The following is a 15,171-nucleotide window of genomic DNA, read 5'->3' as shown; positions in this document are numbered from 1 at the left end:
GATATAGCTCTTAAATTGACGAAGCTTGCGCTTCATTCAAAAATTGTAAAACTTATTTTTGCCTCATCGTTCAGTTTTCAAAGTTCGTCTGCCGCTCTTGGCGACTTCATTAATCTATCACGTTTTGATTGTTTTCGTCAACAACTTTTTCACAAATTGTTTTTCTGAAATAATCTTTTGCCGTGACAACGTTTATAACTATAATCTCTATTTACCACTTCGTCAATACAAAAAACAATAAAAATTAAAAAAGATTTACTTCCCATCAACATGATGAAAAGTAAACCTTCTGCTTTGTATTAATCGAGACGGACATAGCCCGTCTTCTCAACTAACGTCTGCCCATCCTCGCTTTCTAGCCATTTTAGAAATTCTTCATATCGCTCTGCCTTCTCTTCCGTAGTCACCGCATAAAATTCAGAAGTCAGTGGATACGATCCATCCTGAATCGTTTCAACGGTCGGTTCGATTCCATCTATACGAAGTAACTTGATTTCATGGTCATGCACCATTTCTGTCGCATAGTATCTAAATGAAAATCCAATCGCATTTTTATGGTTCCGATACGATGAAGTTTGTTGAATGATTCCACCCATCCCTTCAGGAACATCTTCTACCGGCGCCTCCATGAGCTTTTGTTCGCCCATCATCTTTTGTAACGCCGTTTGACTGCCACTATCCTCCGGTCGTTGAAAAGCACGAATGGATTCCGAGTCCCCTCCGACCTCTTCCCAATTCCGAATGTCTCCTGAATAAATCCCCCGAACTTGTTCCATCGTCAAAGAATCGACCGGGTTATCTTCATGGATGAAGAACACAAATGCTTCCCTTCCAATCGCCGTCATATGTAAAGAAACGTTTTTTGTTTCGCAACCTTCAATTGACGGTCAGATGGACCAGCGACGAAAATCAAGTCGGTCTGATCGTTCATCAGTCGGCTGTACGCTTCCGGTGTTGTCGTCGACACGACTTTACTCGTTTGATCATTATATGGATCATACGTTTCCGAGTCCGGATAGACTGCTTCCACGAATGAAGCGTACATCGGATAGAGCGCTGTCGCTCCATCTAATCGCGGCAAACCTTCCTCAAACTTCACCGAAGCCTCGTGATCGAGTCTCGCCAATTGTTCTGAATCCGTGAACGGCTGATAATCCATCAACTCCACACCGCGTTCCTCAATCTTCAAACTATCTTGATACATATAATATCCTTTCACAGAAGCGAAGAGGATAGCACCGACTAACGCACCCCAGCCGAGAACTTTTCGAATCTTTTGTTTTGAAAAGGACGAAAAATCATAGAGTCCCATACATATGATTAGTAGAACGGCCATATACCATATCGTCCAAATAATCGGTCGCCCAAGTGTGATGGGGTCTCCCATCGTAAAAAGGGCGACAAAGACAGAAATCACAATCGTGACAAATAAAATAAAGACGGTTCCCACGCTAAATTTCAATAGTTTCATATAACTGATTTTCTCCTCATTGTTCCTATGAAAGGGAAGTTAAGCAATCTCATAAAGCACTGCCTCTACCCCGACCCCTTTCGTCGGTCTCGTGACCGTTCGAACATACCCTTTTTTCACTAAAAAACCAATGATGCTTCCAAGGTCGACACGGAGCTCATTCAAATTCGGATGTTCCATCAATTCTGAGAACGTCCACGCTCCGCCTTTCTCCTGCATCGTCTGAAGTAATAACAACGTCCCCGGCAACACTTTCGATTGAATCAAATGTTCCATGCCAATGACGACAAGGTGGATGCGCTGTTCAAGCGATTCTTGTCCTCCGACCAATTCATCGTGCAGCTTATAAATTTCGAGGTCAATGGCTCGTACCTGTTCCCACAATACGATTTCCGGATGAATCCCCGCCTCAAGAATCGAGAGGCGTGCCAGGTGAGTGAGCGCATGATGAATCTGAGTGAAGGCGTCTTGGAACTCCCCTTCTAAAAATAGATAACGTCCGTCTTCAAACCGACGCAACAACTTTGCGAAAGAGATTGAGAGTTGTAAACGTTGTTCCCGATTCGTTAAATTACGGTTGCGCTGTCGTAACTCTAAAATGTACTCATTTCGTTCGAACAAGACGATTCCGTCTTCAATCCAATGAATGGCTCGCCGATTTTCATTCAAGACAATCCACCGATCCATCATCGAGTCACTGACTACGTGCAGGACAATTTTTTCTTGACCGACCTGATAGTGTTTCACCGTCCAAAACGGTTCTGGTTTTGCTTCAATCACAATGAGCAGGCGATCCGATTGATCCGTCAACGGATCACGTGCCCGCTTTTTCTTCACTTCAATAATCCCGAGTGTCGTTTTTAATGCAGCATATTCTGAGTAAATGGTGCGAGTCGCATATTCCATCGTCATCTGGACCCCTTCTCTCCCAATCGCAAGTTGACTATATATGACGATTGTCATTTTCGATACGAACCAATTTCGCCCTCTTTTCAAAAAACTCCTGCCGAAAAAGTGCAGGAACTTCTCACTCGTTTGAAGATGAGCTATGATAGAGACAGACTATTGGAGGGATTCACTCATGAAAAAACGGGGGAACAAAATCAACCGCGCACGTAATATAGCATTACTTCTTATCTTCGGTGGGATCGGGGTCATGTATCTCGGCCTTCTCGCCAAATCCATCACCTGGCTCATGATTATTTTCATGCTTCTCGGATTTGTCATGGTACTTGCGAGCTCTGCCCTTTACTTCATCGTCGGGATGGCCTCGACAAAAGCCATCATCGTGACTTGTCCGAACTGTGAAAAAGAGACGAAGATGCTCGGACGCGTCGACTTATGTATGCATTGCGACGAACCGCTCACAATCGACCGCTCACTTGAAGGTAAAGAGTTCGATGAGAAATACAACAAACGTCAGTCACAACAAACGGACTAACACAAAAACCACATCCGACTGCTCGGATGTGGTTTTTTAATGTGTTTGCGATTGTTCAGACTGACAAGACGGGCACGTTCCGTACACTTCAAGACGGTGACGATCAACTTTGAATCCAGTCAATTGAGATGCAACCGATTCGATTTCATCTAATACAGGATAGTTAAAGTCGACGACTTTTCCACACGTGTCACAGATGATGTGATAGTGCTTCGACGTCACAAAGTCAAAACGACTCGAGGCGTCCCCATAGTTCATTTCTTGAACAAGACCTACCTCTTTAAAGACGCGCAAGTTGTTGTATACAGTGGCCACACTCATGTTCGGAAACCGTGCGGCTAGTGCCTTATAAATGTCATCCGCAGTCGGGTGACTGTGCTCCGTGACGAGGTACTCCAAAATGGCCTGGCGCTGAGGCGTCATTCTGACTCCATGTTCCCGGAGCGACTGAACAGCATGGTCAAGCATTTCGCTTCCCACGTCAATCCCTCATTTCTTCTATAAAATTCATGCGAAATAGTTTTGAACATTAACTTATTTCTTACATAGTAATCTTTATAAATAGTGTACTGATTTCTCAACTACTCGTCAAACACTGAGCTTAAGCGGTTGACGGCTATGTTACAATAAGTGCGAATTTGAATAAGGAGGCAATACATATGACTACTTCATCAACTCGTCAGTCATCTGATGCATTGTACCAAGATGCACTCACTCATATCGTCGGAGGTGTCAACAGTCCGTCCCGCTCATTCAAAGCGGTCGGTGGCGGTGCTCCTGTATATATGGAACGCGGCGAAGGCGCCTATTTCTATGATGTAGACGGGAATCGCTACATCGATTATTTGGCAGCGTACGGTCCAATCATTACCGGTCACGCCCATCCCCATATTCATGAAGCGCTCGTCAATGCTTCTTTAAAAGGCTTACTTTACGGGACACCTCATCGTCTCGAAGTCGAGTTTGCGAAGAAACTAAAACAAGCCATCCCTTCGATGGATAAAGTACGATTCACGAACTCGGGGACGGAAGCCGTCATGACGACAGTACGAGTCGCCCGTGCTTACACCGGTCGTGAACTCGTTGTGAAATTCAGCGGTTGTTATCACGGTCATTCGGATCTCATGCTGATTGCGGCAGGTAGTGGTCCAGCGACACTCGGTTCTCCGGACTCTGCAGGTGTGACAAAAGCCACTGCCAAAGAAGTCATCACCGTCCCGTTCAACGACGTCGAAGCGTATCGCGAGATGATGAAAGAATGGGGAGACCAGGTCGCATGTGTCCTCGTCGAACCGATTGTCGGGAACTTCGGAATCGTCGAACCGAAGCCAGGTTTCCTACAAGCTGTCAATGACATCACACATGAACACGGCGCACTCGTCATCTATGATGAGGTCATCACGGCGTTCCGTTTCACATACGGAAGTGCCCAACAAGTGTATGGCATCGAACCGGATATGACAGCGCTCGGTAAGATTATCGGTGGCGGTCTACCAATCGGTGCTTACGGGGGCAAGGCTGAAATCATGGAAACGGTCGCTCCACTCGGACCTGCATATCAAGCCGGCACGATGGCCGGTAACCCTGCCTCGATGGCGACAGGAATCGCTTGCCTTGAAGTGCTCGAGCAACCTGGTGTCTATGAGAAATTAGACGCACTCGGTGCAAAACTGGAAGCTGGCATCCGCGAGGCGGCAGAAAAGCATGACATTACCATCACGCTCAACCGCTTGAAGGGGGCACTCACCGTTTACTTCACGGATGAAATCGTCACCGACTATGAAGGTGCGGAAAAGTCAGATGGTGAGAAGTTCGGACGTTTCTTCAAGTTGATGCTGGAGAATGGCGTGAACTTGGCTCCATCGAAATATGAGGCCTGGTTCTTGACGACAGAGCATACGGAACAAGATATCGAAGAGACGATCGAAGCGGTCCACTGCTCGTTTGCTCAATTGTAAGAGAGGGAGATGCGCGAGCATCTCTTTTTTTTGTAAAAGGGGACATCTTTAAAAAAAGTGTCTCTTTTTATCATGTACCGTCCCCCATTACAGTAGAACCAAGGAGGTGCTCACCATATGAAATTTAAAGATTTTCCATTAAATGTCCGTTTGCGACTCGTTTGCGGATTTTGTATTCGAATCGTCGGATCAGCCATTTTCCCATTCATGGCACTCTATTTCTCAGAAGAGTTGGGGAAAGTCCCCGCTGGAATCATCATGACCTCATTCGTTATCGTCGGTTACTTGACCGGTCTATTCGGTGGGTACTTTTCCGATCGGTTCAATCGGAAGGTTGTCTTACAAATTGGCCAGGTGATTCAAATCATCTGTTTTCTTGGGATGACCATCGCCATTCACCCATCGAATAACTGGGCACTCGTCGTCGCCATCCTCTACTTCGGACATGCCGTTTCGAACGGATTGAACTATCCGGCACTTGAGGCAATCGTCATCGACTCCATGGAAGAATCGAATCGAAAAGCCATCTACGTGTATGACTACTGGCTCGTCAACTTGGCTATCGCCGGAGGCGTCATGCTCGGCGGTGCCTTCTATCGCGACCATCGTTTTGCCCTCTTCATTGGTATGACGGTCATTCTCACTGTGACCACCATCGTCCTTCAACGCTATTTGGTCGACACATACACCGGCAATCGTTCAACACCGTCAAACCCGATTCATGGCGTCATCGAAAACTACAAAATCGCGTTACGTGACCGCCGTTGGATCACATTCGTATTTGGAAGTATGCTCGTCTTTTCGACCGAGTTTCATATGGCGAACTACATCGGTGTCCATTTAGCAGAGTCATTCGAAAGTCGTCAAATTCTCGGGATACCTTTTGACGGGGTACGCATGATGGCGTTTATGCAACTAGAGAACACCTTGCTCGTCGTCGCCATCACGTTTGCGGTCACCGCTTTCGTCAAACGTTTCAAAGAGAAGACCGTGTTTTTCATTGGCTTATCGTTATATATCACAGCATACGCCGCCATTACCTCGATGAACTCCTTTATCGTCCTGGCCACACTCGCAATCATCTTCACAATCGGCGAACTCCTCTACTCTCCGATTCGGCAAGTGAAACAGGTTGACCTCCTCGATCCTGAACGCCGGGCTTCCTACCTTGCGTTCGGCGGGCTCACATTCCATGGAGCCAAGTTGGTTGCTGCGGCAGGAATTGTCGTCGGCGCGTTCATCGGTCCGGTCTTGATGAGCGGTTACATGTTTGTCTTCGGTGCCCTCGGTGCTTACTTGTATTATGTATCGCTCTACAAGATGCAACCTGCTCGCCAACTCGCTGCTTGACGTTTAACATGAAGACAAAACGGTAAAACAGTACGATGAAGGAGGCGAAGTACTTGCCTGCGATTGTTTTATTTGATGGCGATTGCAACTTCTGTGATGCCAGTGTTCAGTTCATCATTCGTCATGATCGACACGCCTCGATTCACTTTGCTTCGCTCCAAAGCGAGGTCGGTCAGTCGCTCCGAACACGACACCGGATCCCGGAATCAGTCGACAGCATCGTCTATATTGAGGAAGGGGTTCCTTACTTAAAATCAGACGCTGCGATTCGAATTGCCGAACACCTTGATGGCCGTTGGCGCCTGCTTCGACTCATTCGTTTCATACCTAGACCGATTCGTGATCATGGATATACGTTGTTCGCCAAATATCGGACACGTCTATTTGGAAAGAAGGAAGTGTGCACACTCCCTTCACCAGATGTTCGTAAACGATTTTTAGACCGCTAAAAAAGTCGAGCCCATAGGGACTCGACTTTTTTCATTATTCAACTACGGCTAAATCTTGAATCATATACAGGTCGTAATACGCCCCGCGACGACGCATCAGCTCTTCATGCGTACCCGTCTCCATGATTTGACCGTTATCCACGACGACGATTTGATCGGCGTCCGTAATGGTCGACAAACGGTGGGCAACGATTAACGTCGTCCGCCCTTTCGTCAGACGGGCCAACGAGTCTTGAATCATCGCTTCACTTTCTAAATCAAGCGCACTCGTCGCCTCGTCTAAAATCAAGATTGGTGGATTCTTCAAAAAGACACGTGCAATCGCAAGCCGTTGCTTCTGTCCACCAGACAGTTTGACACCTTTCTCCCCGACCGGTGTCGCATACCCGTCCTGTAATTTCGAGATAAACTCATGGGCGTTCGCCGCCTTGGCCGCCGCGATGACTTCTTCATCCGTCGCATCCGGTTTCCCCATCCGAATATTCATGGCGACCGATTCGCTGAAGAGGACCGAATCCTGCATGACCATTCCGATTTGATCACGAAGTGCACGTAATTTGAAATCACGCACATCGACGCCGTCGATTTTGATGCTTCCATCCGTCACGTCATAGAAGCGCGGAATCAAACTGACGAGTGTCGACTTCCCTCCACCGGACATTCCGACAAACGCCACGCGTTCACCAGAGCGGATTTGAAGGTTCACATCGTTCAACGCTCGTGCCCCGTCCTGTTCATACGAAAAACTCACATGTTCAAGGTCGATTTTACCTGCTGTCGACAATGGGACGAACCCGTTCGATTTCTCTTCGATATCATATGTTTCATCCAAAAACTCAAAGACACGGTCCATCGATGCGACCGACTGCGTGAGTGTCGTCGCCGAGTTGACGAGACGACCGAGCGGTGCATAGAGTCGGTCGATGTACGCGATGAACGCGACGAGCGTCCCGAGCGATACCGCTTCTTGAATGACGAGCCACGATGCCGTCGTGAAGATGAGGATTGGCGCGATGTCGGTGATGGTCGATACGACGACATACGTCTTGGCGTTCCAACTCGTATGTTTGAGTGCCGCGTTCAAGAAGCCACCGTTCTGTTGTTCAAATGCCTTGTTCTCATATGGCTCTAGCGCAAAACTCCGAATGACCGCCATCCCGTTGACACGCTCTGTCAAATGCCCTTGTAAATCAGCGAGTGCCGCCGACCGTTCACGCGTCAAACGACGCAACCGCCCATAGAAATAGCGGACTGCGATCGCATAAAACGGAAGTGGTAAAATCGCAATCAACGTGAGTTGCGGGTCAATCGTATACATGATCCCGATGGCGATAAGGATGGTGACCATGTCGAGCCAAATATTCATCAGCCCGGTGATGACGAAGTCTTTCGTCTGTTCGACGTCATTGATGATCCTTGAAATGATTTGTCCCGTCTTATTGTTTGAATAATAGCGGAGTGACAACTTTTGGACGTGGTCGAATAACCGGTTCCGCACATCGAACAAGACACGCGTTGCGGCCCACTGCGCCAAATATTGACGCAAGTATTCGATCGGTGGCTTGAGGACCAAGAAGACGAAGAAAACGATGCTGAACAACCAGACGAGCGTCGTGTAGTCCTGCTTCGGCGCATCGTCCGTCAAATAGTTATCGATGACATATCTATAAAGTAACGGTAATCCGAGCGGGATGGAAAACTTCAAAATCCCGACGAAAATGGTAAGGGCAATTTGTTTCTTATACGGACGAACAAACTGCAAATAACGTTTAATACTACCCATAATGCCTCCTGACTTAAGAAAAAAAGCGGAGATGAGGAATCATCTCCGGTAACGTGCTTCGTATTCGCGATACCATTCATCGACGAATGTTGGGTTGAACGGCCCTTTCCGTCCTCGAATCCAGTTGATCAGTTCTTGCACGTTCTGCTTCAAGATTCGATCAATCGCTTTCGGATAATTCATCTCGCGACGATGCCGCTCATATTCATCTTCATCTAAAATCGTGTACGACATATCCGGGAACACCTTGATGTCCAAATCGTAATCGATATATTTGATGGCACGTTCATCCCCATCAAATGTAGTCGGCGAACCTAGATTACAGTAGTAGTAAATCCCGTCTTCGCGAATCATACAGATGACATTGAACCAATACTCAGATGAAAAGTAGCAAATTGCCGGCTCTCGCGTTCTCCATTGCCGACCGTCTGACTCGCTGACCATGATGCGATCATTGAATCCGATCATATCCGTTTTTGACGACTGAAGGACGAGCGTTTCTTCCCAAACGCGATGCAAAGTTCCGTTGTGCTTGTAGCTCTGTATCTCGATTTTGCTACCTGCTTTGGGAAATAAGCTCATAAGCTCCTCCTTTCCGCTATGATGCTATACAATTCTCATATTTAATTATAGCGACTTTCAGAACCAATGAAAAAGGAAATCTCTTATTTTCATGAATTTAGTGTTTTTTGGAAGGCCCGCGCCCGTTCTTGAAACATTGGACGAAGCACGAAATACTCGACGAGTATGTTCGGGACATAGCTATCGAACGTCACTTCGTCGATCATGACCGCCTTGCCATCACGCGACTCGACCCGGTGCACATGTGTGAACCGCTTGAACGGAAACGGCAACGTCTTTCCTTGATCGCAGAATGCCTGGTTTCCCACAACGGTGATGGCACTGGTCCATGGCAGTTCCACCGGACCGACCCCAACGAACAACTTCACTTCATTCCCTTCGACCGAGGCGCCGTCCCCTACTAAGCGTACTTTAGGAAACTTCGTCAGTTTCGTCAAAAGCGAGGCATCCTGTAACAAATCCCAAAGCGAATCGACCGTCGTATCATATGTCGACTCTACATCAAATCGTCTCACGTTCGCCACCTGCCAATCGTTCTAATTTTTGTTGAGCAACAGAAACCGTCTTCACCTCACGCTCCGAAGCGTCTAGCCAGACGACGTCATCCGTCGGAAGCGTATCGACGCGATACAAATCGATATACCAAACGATATGAGAGAAGACATGTTTCACTTGCCCGAGATACGTTCCGTTAAGTTGTTCCCCCGTTCCTCGATCCATAAGCGGATATTGCCACATCCCAGCAAGCAACCCTTTGTCCGCTCGTTGTTCGTAGGCAACTTTTCCATCTTTCTCGATGCATAGCGCGTCATACATTTCGATACGTGCTGCTCCCTTCTTCGTTTTGACCGGCAGCTCATCTTGTACATGATGCGCATATGCATAACACGTGTCTTGCACGGGACAGAGCGAGCACATCGGATTTTTCGGTGTGCAGACCGTCGCGCCTAACTCCATCACGCCTTCGTTAAAATCGGATGCGTGAGCCGGATCCATTAATCGACGAACGACTTGTTCGAAGATTTTGCGTGTCTTCGGCAGCGCAATGTCGTCATAGATTCCGAATTGACGGGACATCACGCGCATAACGTTTCCATCCACAGCCGGTTCCGGTTGATTGTACGCAATCGATAGTACGGCTCCCGTCGTATATGGTCCGACCCCTTTCAGTTTCTCGAAACGTTCCTTCTCCTCCGGGACAATCCCCTCGTAAACAGAAGCGACTTCTTTGACCGCTTCGTGTAAGTTTCGGACGCGAGAATAGTAACCGAGCCCTTCCCAATACTTTACGACCTCATCCGTGTCAGCAGCTGCGAGATCTTCGAGCGTCGGAAAGCGATCCATGAACCGGTTGTAATATGGGATGACCGTATCGACTCGTGTCTGTTGCAACATCACTTCACTTACCCACACACGGTAAGGATTTTTCGCATGACGCCAAGGTAAATCACGCTTTTCGCGATTAAACCACGTGACGAGTTCCTCGTTGAAATGGTGAATATTATAATTTGTGAACAATTTATCAAGATTAAGCATTGTGTTTCCCCTCGTTTTAAAAATATTGTATGATAAATAAGAATAGATGACGTAATTCTTTCATTATTGATGGAGGTGCTGACGCACATTGGATACTGCGACACACATTGGTATGGGACTTGGTTTAAGTGCCATCGCGACGCTCAGCCCAGAAGTGTCAGGTGATGCACAACTGTTTTTAGCGATGACAGCCACGGCTCTCGTCGGCTCGCACGCACCAGACTTCGACACCGTCTTTAAGTTAAAAGGAAATAGTACGTATTTACGCCAGCATCGTGGTCGTTCACATGGAATCACCGCGCTCCTTGCTTGGCCAATCATCGTCAGCGCTGTCATCGGGACGGTCCTCGGTGTCAATCCTGCCTCCCTATGGGTCATGGCACAAATCGCCGTGTTGCTTCATGTCACGGTCGACTTATTTAATGCCTACGGGACGCAAGCGCTACAACCTTTTTCGAAAAAATGGATCGGCTGGGGCGTAATCGGGACGTTTGATCCGTACTTGTTCTCCGCTTATTACGGTGCATATGCATTATGGATGATAACGGGTGCGACTGTCCCTATTTTTGCACTGCTCATTGCGCTTGTCATCAGTTACTATGCCATTCAGTTTAAATTACGTAACCGCGCGCTCGCTACCGTGGCGAGACACTTTGCAGGGGCACATGAATTGTTCATCTCTCCAGGAATCGGTTGGGATGACTGGCATGTCGCCGTCCGTTTCCGTGATGGTCTCGGAGCCGTGAAAGTAAAAAAAGGCAAAGTCATCGAATGTGGTCGCTTCCGCGACAAACCGATGCCAGGAGAAGAAGATCTCCATTTCGTAGAGGCTCGGAAAAATGCAGACTTACAGGCGTTCCTCGAGTTTTCTAAAATTCACACGTACACCGTGACACGTCATAACGGGATGATCGAATACCGCTTTACAAACTTGCGTTATTTCTCTAAAAACATGTATCCGTTCGTTGCGGTCGTCATCGTCGACGAGCAGACGAATGACGTGTTGTCATCCTTTACAGGTTGGGTGTTTAGCGAAGACAGTCTTCAGAAAAAATTGGTATACGAACAATAAAAAGTCGCTCACCTGAGCGACTTTTCTTATGCCTCCGATTCAGTGAATTGGAGCTCGAACTCGAATTTGACTTTCTTATCGACGAGAACACCGCCCGCCTCAAGCGCTTGGTTCCACGTTAATCCATAGTCCTCACGGTTGAGCGACCCTTCTCCGGAGAAGGCGTGTTTCGTGTTGCCCCATGGGTCTTTGGCGCTCCCTTCATACTCCACTTCGAACGTCTCTTCCCGAGTCGTTCCTCGAATCGTTAAATCCCCTGTCACTTCGAATTCTCCGCCCCCTTTTGAACGGAAAGAAGTTGAATGAAAGACGAGATGCGGATGTTCCTCGGCATTGAAGAAATCGCCTGAACGAAGGTGGTTATCCCGATCTGTGTTATTGGTGTCAATCGATGCTGCCTGAATCGTCACTTTCACACTCGCATTCGCTAGATCGCTCGGCTCACCGTTCGCCTTAATATCAAATTCTTTAAACTCGCCCTTCACCTTGGAAATCATCATGTGCTTGACCGTGAACGTGATCGAACTATGCGCCGGGTCAATTTGATATGTCTTAGCCATCGTGACTCACTCCTTATGGATAAATTAATGTGTACAATCTAGTCATTTCCACAAATCTTGAGTTCAAAACGTTTTTACAAAAGATTGACAAATTATTGTCGAAAAATTTTGACTTTTATCACATCATACCGTTACGATGAAAAAAGGGAGTCGTTCGCTTACTGAAAAATGTAAGCGCATACATAACTCCTCTATCTCGTATGAAAAGGGAGGAACGATCATGATTTATGAAGTACCGAACTCAGCAGGAACGAAAGTACAGTTTAAAGACCGTTATGAGAACTACATTAACGGAAAGTGGACCGCACCGGCTGGTGGAGAATACTTTGAAAACACATCTCCTGTAAATGGGAAAGTATTATGTGAAGTCGCCCGCTCAACGAAAGAGGATATTGAACTTGCTTTGGATGCCGCTCATGCAGCCAAAGAGGATTGGGGCAAAACGTCTGTCACGGAACGTTCTGTCATCTTGAATAAAATTGCAGACCGCATGGAAGAGAACCTTGAAATGCTCGCCTATGCGGAAACATGGGAAAATGGGAAGGCAGTTCGGGAAACGCTCAACGCTGACCTTCCGCTCGCCATCGACCACTTCCGTTACTTCGCAGGGGTCATCCGCTCACAAGAAGGCGGCATCAGTGAACTCGACCACGATACAGTCGCTTATCATTTCCATGAGCCACTCGGCGTCGTCGCTCAAATCATTCCATGGAACTTCCCGATTTTGATGGCGGTCTGGAAACTCGCACCGGCACTCGCTGCCGGAAACTGTGTCATCTTAAAGCCGGCAGAACAAACACCTTCTTCAATCATGGTTCTCATGGAACTCATCGAAGATTTATTACCACCTGGTGTCATCAATATCGTGAACGGTTTCGGTCTCGAAGCAGGAAAACCACTCGCATCGAGTGACCGTGTCGATAAAGTCGCCTTCACCGGTGAGACGACGACAGGTCGCCTCATTATGCAGTACGCTTCTCAAAACATCATCCCTGTCACGCTTGAGCTCGGTGGGAAGTCACCAAACATCTTCTTTGCCGACATCATGGAAGCGGATGACGATTTCTTCGACAAAGCAATCGAAGGTCTCGTCATGTTTGCCTTGAATCAAGGGGAAGTCTGTACATGCCCATCTCGCGCCTTGATTCAAGAGTCGATTTATGACAAGTTCATGGAACGCGTGCTAGAGCGCGTCAAAGCAATCAAGCTCGGTAACCCACTCGATGCCGATGTCATGATGGGTGCACAAGCGTCGAACGAACAGATGGAAAAAATCCTGTCTTATCTCCAAATCGGGAAAGAAGAGGGCGCAGAGTGTCTAATCGGTGGAGAGCGCAACATGATGGACGGAGAGCTCGCGGATGGGTATTACATTCAACCGACCATCTTCAAAGGTCATAACAAGATGCGAATCTTCCAAGAAGAGATTTTCGGACCGGTCTTATCCGTGACGACATTCAAAGATGATGCGGAAGCACTCGCCATCGCGAACGATACGCTTTATGGACTCGGGGCAGGCGTGTGGACTCGTGACATGAACCGTGCGTACCGTTTCGGTCGTGAAATTCAAGCAGGACGTGTCTGGATCAACTGTTACCACTCCTATCCGGCACATGCTGCATTCGGTGGTTACAAAATGTCCGGAATCGGTCGTGAGAACCATAAGATGATGCTCGGTCACTATCAACGTACGAAAAACATGCTCGTCAGCTACAGCGAACAAAAGCTCGGGTTCTTCTAAGATGGTGAGACGAGTCGAGGCCACCCCCGCCGCGCTCGAACTCATCGAACGTCTCAAATCAAAACACGGTCCCCTCCTCTTTCATCAGTCAGGAGGATGTTGTGACGGGAGCTCTCCCATGTGTTTCCCACGTGACGAGTTCATGGTGGGCGACCACGATGTTCTTCTCGGTGAAATCGGCGAGACGCCATTTTATATCCATGAGAAACAATATGATTATTGGAAACATACACAACTGATCATCGATGTGGTCGATGGTCGAGGTGGTATGTTTTCCCTTGAAGGTGTCGAAGGGAAACGATTTTTAGGACGTTCTCGAGTCTTTACAGAAGAAGAGCGTGAGGCGCTGAAGCATGAAACCTAAGCAAAAGGACCCATTTCGATGGGTCCTTTATGATGTAAAAAACGATTATCCTCGATTGTAAAAAATATACATATGAATCATCTCGCTTCTTGTATAGTGGATACAAAGGGAGGGATTTGATGGCTTCACTACTAACAGAATTGTTCGAAGGTATTTTCGTCACCTTGATTAGCATATTCGCACCCATTTTTCTCGTCCTCACACTTATCATCCTCTACAAGGTCAAACGTTATCAAAACAGTCAGTATTCTCAACAAACTCGACATTCTTACTTCAAAGTGGTCCAAGACACCGGTCTATTCGGAGAATACTTATGTGTGGCGGAGATTGAGTCAAAGTTCTTCCAACCGTTAATTCTGACAAATCTGTATCTCCCCCATCCTTCTAAAAAAGATCGAACCACTGAAATCGATGTCATTTTAATCAACCAATCCGGGGTACATGTCATCGAGTCTAAAAACTATAGCGGTTGGATATTCGGTCGGGCACGTGACCAATACTGGACGCAGACACTCCCCCGCCGTAAAAAACAACGCTTCTTCAATCCAATCAAGCAAAATGAATTGCATCTCAAAGCCATCGAGCAAGTGCTTGGAGTGGACCGAATCCATCTCCACTCATGGATCGTGTTCAGCAATCGTTCGACGCTCAAAAAAATTGAATCTACCGAGGTCCCTGTGCTCAATCGCCAAAAATGGATCAAAGAGCTGATCACCTATCAGGATTTTGTATTCGATCTTGATGAGCAAGTCCGACTATACGAAATCTTACGCTCCTTCACACAAGTCGACACGACTGTCACCTTGAAACATATCGAAGACATCAAATCGACAATCAAGCAATAAACGAACATCCCCGTACTCA

Annotated in this window: 17 protein-coding genes; 8 read left to right on the top strand and 9 right to left on the bottom strand. The window is 47.3% G+C overall.

Annotation, left to right across the window (positions count from 1 at the left end):
- Nucleotides 1-299: 299 nt before the first annotated feature.
- From KOG47_RS14790 to KOG47_RS13240, 3 genes are read right to left on the bottom strand one after another with little or no spacing between them, the layout of a single operon-like run.
- Complete coding sequence (locus tag KOG47_RS14790) at nucleotides 300-818, bottom strand: PstS family phosphate ABC transporter substrate-binding protein (RefSeq protein WP_260563666.1); 519 nt, start codon at nucleotides 816-818, stop codon at nucleotides 300-302.
- A 23-nt stretch (nucleotides 819-841) separates the two neighbouring features.
- Nucleotides 842-1,471, bottom strand: a complete 630-nt coding sequence (locus tag KOG47_RS14785) for a hypothetical protein (RefSeq protein ID WP_251131873.1) — start codon at nucleotides 1,469-1,471, stop codon at nucleotides 842-844.
- A 39-nt stretch (nucleotides 1,472-1,510) separates the two neighbouring features.
- A complete protein-coding gene (locus tag KOG47_RS13240) occupies nucleotides 1,511-2,383 on the bottom strand; it encodes a nucleotidyltransferase-like protein (protein WP_078147894.1) in 873 nt (290 codons plus the stop codon).
- Between the two features lie 169 nt (nucleotides 2,384-2,552).
- On the opposite strand from KOG47_RS13240, the gene KOG47_RS13235 reads away from it, so the two are divergent.
- Nucleotides 2,553-2,912 carry a YgzB family protein gene (locus KOG47_RS13235; RefSeq protein ID WP_031421140.1) on the top strand — a complete coding sequence of 120 codons (360 nt, stop codon included), beginning with the start codon at nucleotides 2,553-2,555 and terminating at the stop codon, nucleotides 2,910-2,912.
- A 36-nt stretch (nucleotides 2,913-2,948) separates the two neighbouring features.
- Here KOG47_RS13235 and perR read toward each other — a convergent pair whose 3' ends face one another.
- Complete coding sequence (perR, locus tag KOG47_RS13230; RefSeq protein ID WP_031421138.1) at nucleotides 2,949-3,380, bottom strand: peroxide-responsive transcriptional repressor PerR; 432 nt, start codon at nucleotides 3,378-3,380, stop codon at nucleotides 2,949-2,951.
- 191 nt (nucleotides 3,381-3,571) lie between these two features.
- On the opposite strand from perR, the gene KOG47_RS13225 reads away from it, so the two are divergent.
- From KOG47_RS13225 to KOG47_RS13215, 3 genes are all read left to right on the top strand, one after another.
- The gene (locus KOG47_RS13225; protein WP_215244363.1) at nucleotides 3,572-4,870 is read left to right on the top strand and encodes a glutamate-1-semialdehyde 2,1-aminomutase; all 1,299 of its coding nucleotides are present in this window, start codon (nucleotides 3,572-3,574) and stop codon (nucleotides 4,868-4,870) included.
- Between the two features lie 117 nt (nucleotides 4,871-4,987).
- Complete coding sequence (locus KOG47_RS13220; protein ID WP_074037695.1) at nucleotides 4,988-6,220, top strand: MFS transporter; 1,233 nt, start codon at nucleotides 4,988-4,990, stop codon at nucleotides 6,218-6,220.
- 53 nt (nucleotides 6,221-6,273) lie between these two features.
- Entirely contained in the window at nucleotides 6,274-6,669 is a 396-nt protein-coding gene (locus KOG47_RS13215; RefSeq protein ID WP_147538432.1) for a thiol-disulfide oxidoreductase DCC family protein, read from the top strand.
- A gap of 34 nt (nucleotides 6,670-6,703) precedes the next feature.
- Here the strand turns inward: KOG47_RS13215 and KOG47_RS13210 are convergent, their stop codons facing one another.
- The 4 genes from KOG47_RS13210 to mutY all read right to left on the bottom strand — a co-directional run bounded on the left by KOG47_RS13210 (nucleotide 6,704) and on the right by mutY (nucleotide 10,570).
- A complete protein-coding gene (locus KOG47_RS13210) occupies nucleotides 6,704-8,452 on the bottom strand; it encodes an ABC transporter ATP-binding protein (RefSeq protein WP_214818363.1) in 1,749 nt (582 codons plus the stop codon).
- A gap of 39 nt (nucleotides 8,453-8,491) precedes the next feature.
- Nucleotides 8,492-9,034, bottom strand: a complete 543-nt coding sequence (ntdP, locus tag KOG47_RS13205; RefSeq protein ID WP_015880896.1) for a nucleoside tri-diphosphate phosphatase — start codon at nucleotides 9,032-9,034, stop codon at nucleotides 8,492-8,494.
- Between the two features lie 89 nt (nucleotides 9,035-9,123).
- On the bottom strand, nucleotides 9,124-9,549 hold the full coding sequence (locus KOG47_RS13200) for a hypothetical protein (protein WP_215244362.1): 426 nt from the start codon (nucleotides 9,547-9,549) through the stop codon (nucleotides 9,124-9,126).
- A complete protein-coding gene (gene mutY, locus KOG47_RS13195; RefSeq protein ID WP_215244361.1) occupies nucleotides 9,536-10,570 on the bottom strand; it encodes an A/G-specific adenine glycosylase in 1,035 nt (344 codons plus the stop codon). Before mutY ends, KOG47_RS13200 begins: the two co-directional genes overlap by 14 nt.
- An 88-nt stretch (nucleotides 10,571-10,658) precedes the next feature.
- Here mutY and KOG47_RS13190 point away from each other — a divergent pair, with 88 nt between their 5' ends.
- Nucleotides 10,659-11,642, top strand: a complete 984-nt coding sequence (locus KOG47_RS13190) for a metal-dependent hydrolase (protein ID WP_015880893.1) — start codon at nucleotides 10,659-10,661, stop codon at nucleotides 11,640-11,642.
- A 26-nt stretch (nucleotides 11,643-11,668) separates the two neighbouring features.
- Here KOG47_RS13190 and KOG47_RS13185 read toward each other — a convergent pair whose 3' ends face one another.
- Nucleotides 11,669-12,202: a YceI family protein gene (locus KOG47_RS13185; protein ID WP_074037700.1), complete on the bottom strand. Its 534-nt coding sequence runs from the start codon at nucleotides 12,200-12,202 to the stop codon at nucleotides 11,669-11,671.
- Between the two features lie 220 nt (nucleotides 12,203-12,422).
- Between KOG47_RS13185 and adh the strand changes: the two genes are divergently transcribed.
- From adh to KOG47_RS13170, 3 genes are all read left to right on the top strand, one after another.
- Nucleotides 12,423-13,943, top strand: a complete 1,521-nt coding sequence (gene adh, locus KOG47_RS13180; protein ID WP_215244360.1) for an aldehyde dehydrogenase — start codon at nucleotides 12,423-12,425, stop codon at nucleotides 13,941-13,943.
- Between the two features lies 1 nt (nucleotide 13,944).
- The gene (locus tag KOG47_RS13175; protein WP_015880890.1) at nucleotides 13,945-14,307 is read left to right on the top strand and encodes a DUF779 domain-containing protein; all 363 of its coding nucleotides are present in this window, start codon (nucleotides 13,945-13,947) and stop codon (nucleotides 14,305-14,307) included.
- 119 nt (nucleotides 14,308-14,426) lie between these two features.
- Nucleotides 14,427-15,152, top strand: coding sequence for a nuclease-related domain-containing protein (locus KOG47_RS13170; RefSeq protein WP_215244359.1), 726 nt, complete (start codon nucleotides 14,427-14,429; stop codon nucleotides 15,150-15,152).
- Nucleotides 15,153-15,171 lie beyond the last annotated feature (19 nt).

The sequence above is a fragment of the Exiguobacterium sp. s121 genome (assembly GCF_018617245.1).
Lineage (GTDB): Bacteria > Bacillota > Bacilli > Exiguobacteriales > Exiguobacteriaceae > Exiguobacterium > Exiguobacterium profundum.
The sequence above is the reverse complement of the archived record's forward strand: the minus strand, read 5'-3'. Positions and strand labels throughout refer to the sequence as shown.

What these genes read in the sequence shown, in the direction of transcription:
- KOG47_RS14785 (WP_251131873.1), bottom strand. Translation starts at nt 1,471, where the DNA reads ATGAAACTATTGAAATTTAGCGTGGGAACCGTCTTTATTTTATTTGTC.
- KOG47_RS13240 (WP_078147894.1), bottom strand. Translation starts at nt 2,383, where the DNA reads ATGACGATGGAATATGCGACTCGCACCATTTACTCAGAATATGCTGCA.
- KOG47_RS13235 (WP_031421140.1), top strand. Translation starts at nt 2,553, where the DNA reads ATGAAAAAACGGGGGAACAAAATCAACCGCGCACGTAATATAGCATTA.
- perR (WP_031421138.1), bottom strand. Translation starts at nt 3,380, where the DNA reads ATGCTTGACCATGCTGTTCAGTCGCTCCGGGAACATGGAGTCAGAATG.
- KOG47_RS13225 (WP_215244363.1), top strand. Translation starts at nt 3,572, where the DNA reads ATGACTACTTCATCAACTCGTCAGTCATCTGATGCATTGTACCAAGAT.
- KOG47_RS13220 (WP_074037695.1), top strand. Translation starts at nt 4,988, where the DNA reads ATGAAATTTAAAGATTTTCCATTAAATGTCCGTTTGCGACTCGTTTGC.
- KOG47_RS13210 (WP_214818363.1), bottom strand. Translation starts at nt 8,452, where the DNA reads ATGGGTAGTATTAAACGTTATTTGCAGTTTGTTCGTCCGTATAAGAAA.
- ntdP (WP_015880896.1), bottom strand. Translation starts at nt 9,034, where the DNA reads ATGAGCTTATTTCCCAAAGCAGGTAGCAAAATCGAGATACAGAGCTAC.
- mutY (WP_215244361.1), bottom strand. Translation starts at nt 10,570, where the DNA reads ATGCTTAATCTTGATAAATTGTTCACAAATTATAATATTCACCATTTC.
- KOG47_RS13185 (WP_074037700.1), bottom strand. Translation starts at nt 12,202, where the DNA reads ATGGCTAAGACATATCAAATTGACCCGGCGCATAGTTCGATCACGTTC.
- adh (WP_215244360.1), top strand. Translation starts at nt 12,423, where the DNA reads ATGATTTATGAAGTACCGAACTCAGCAGGAACGAAAGTACAGTTTAAA.
- KOG47_RS13175 (WP_015880890.1), top strand. Translation starts at nt 13,945, where the DNA reads ATGGTGAGACGAGTCGAGGCCACCCCCGCCGCGCTCGAACTCATCGAA.
- KOG47_RS13170 (WP_215244359.1), top strand. Translation starts at nt 14,427, where the DNA reads ATGGCTTCACTACTAACAGAATTGTTCGAAGGTATTTTCGTCACCTTG.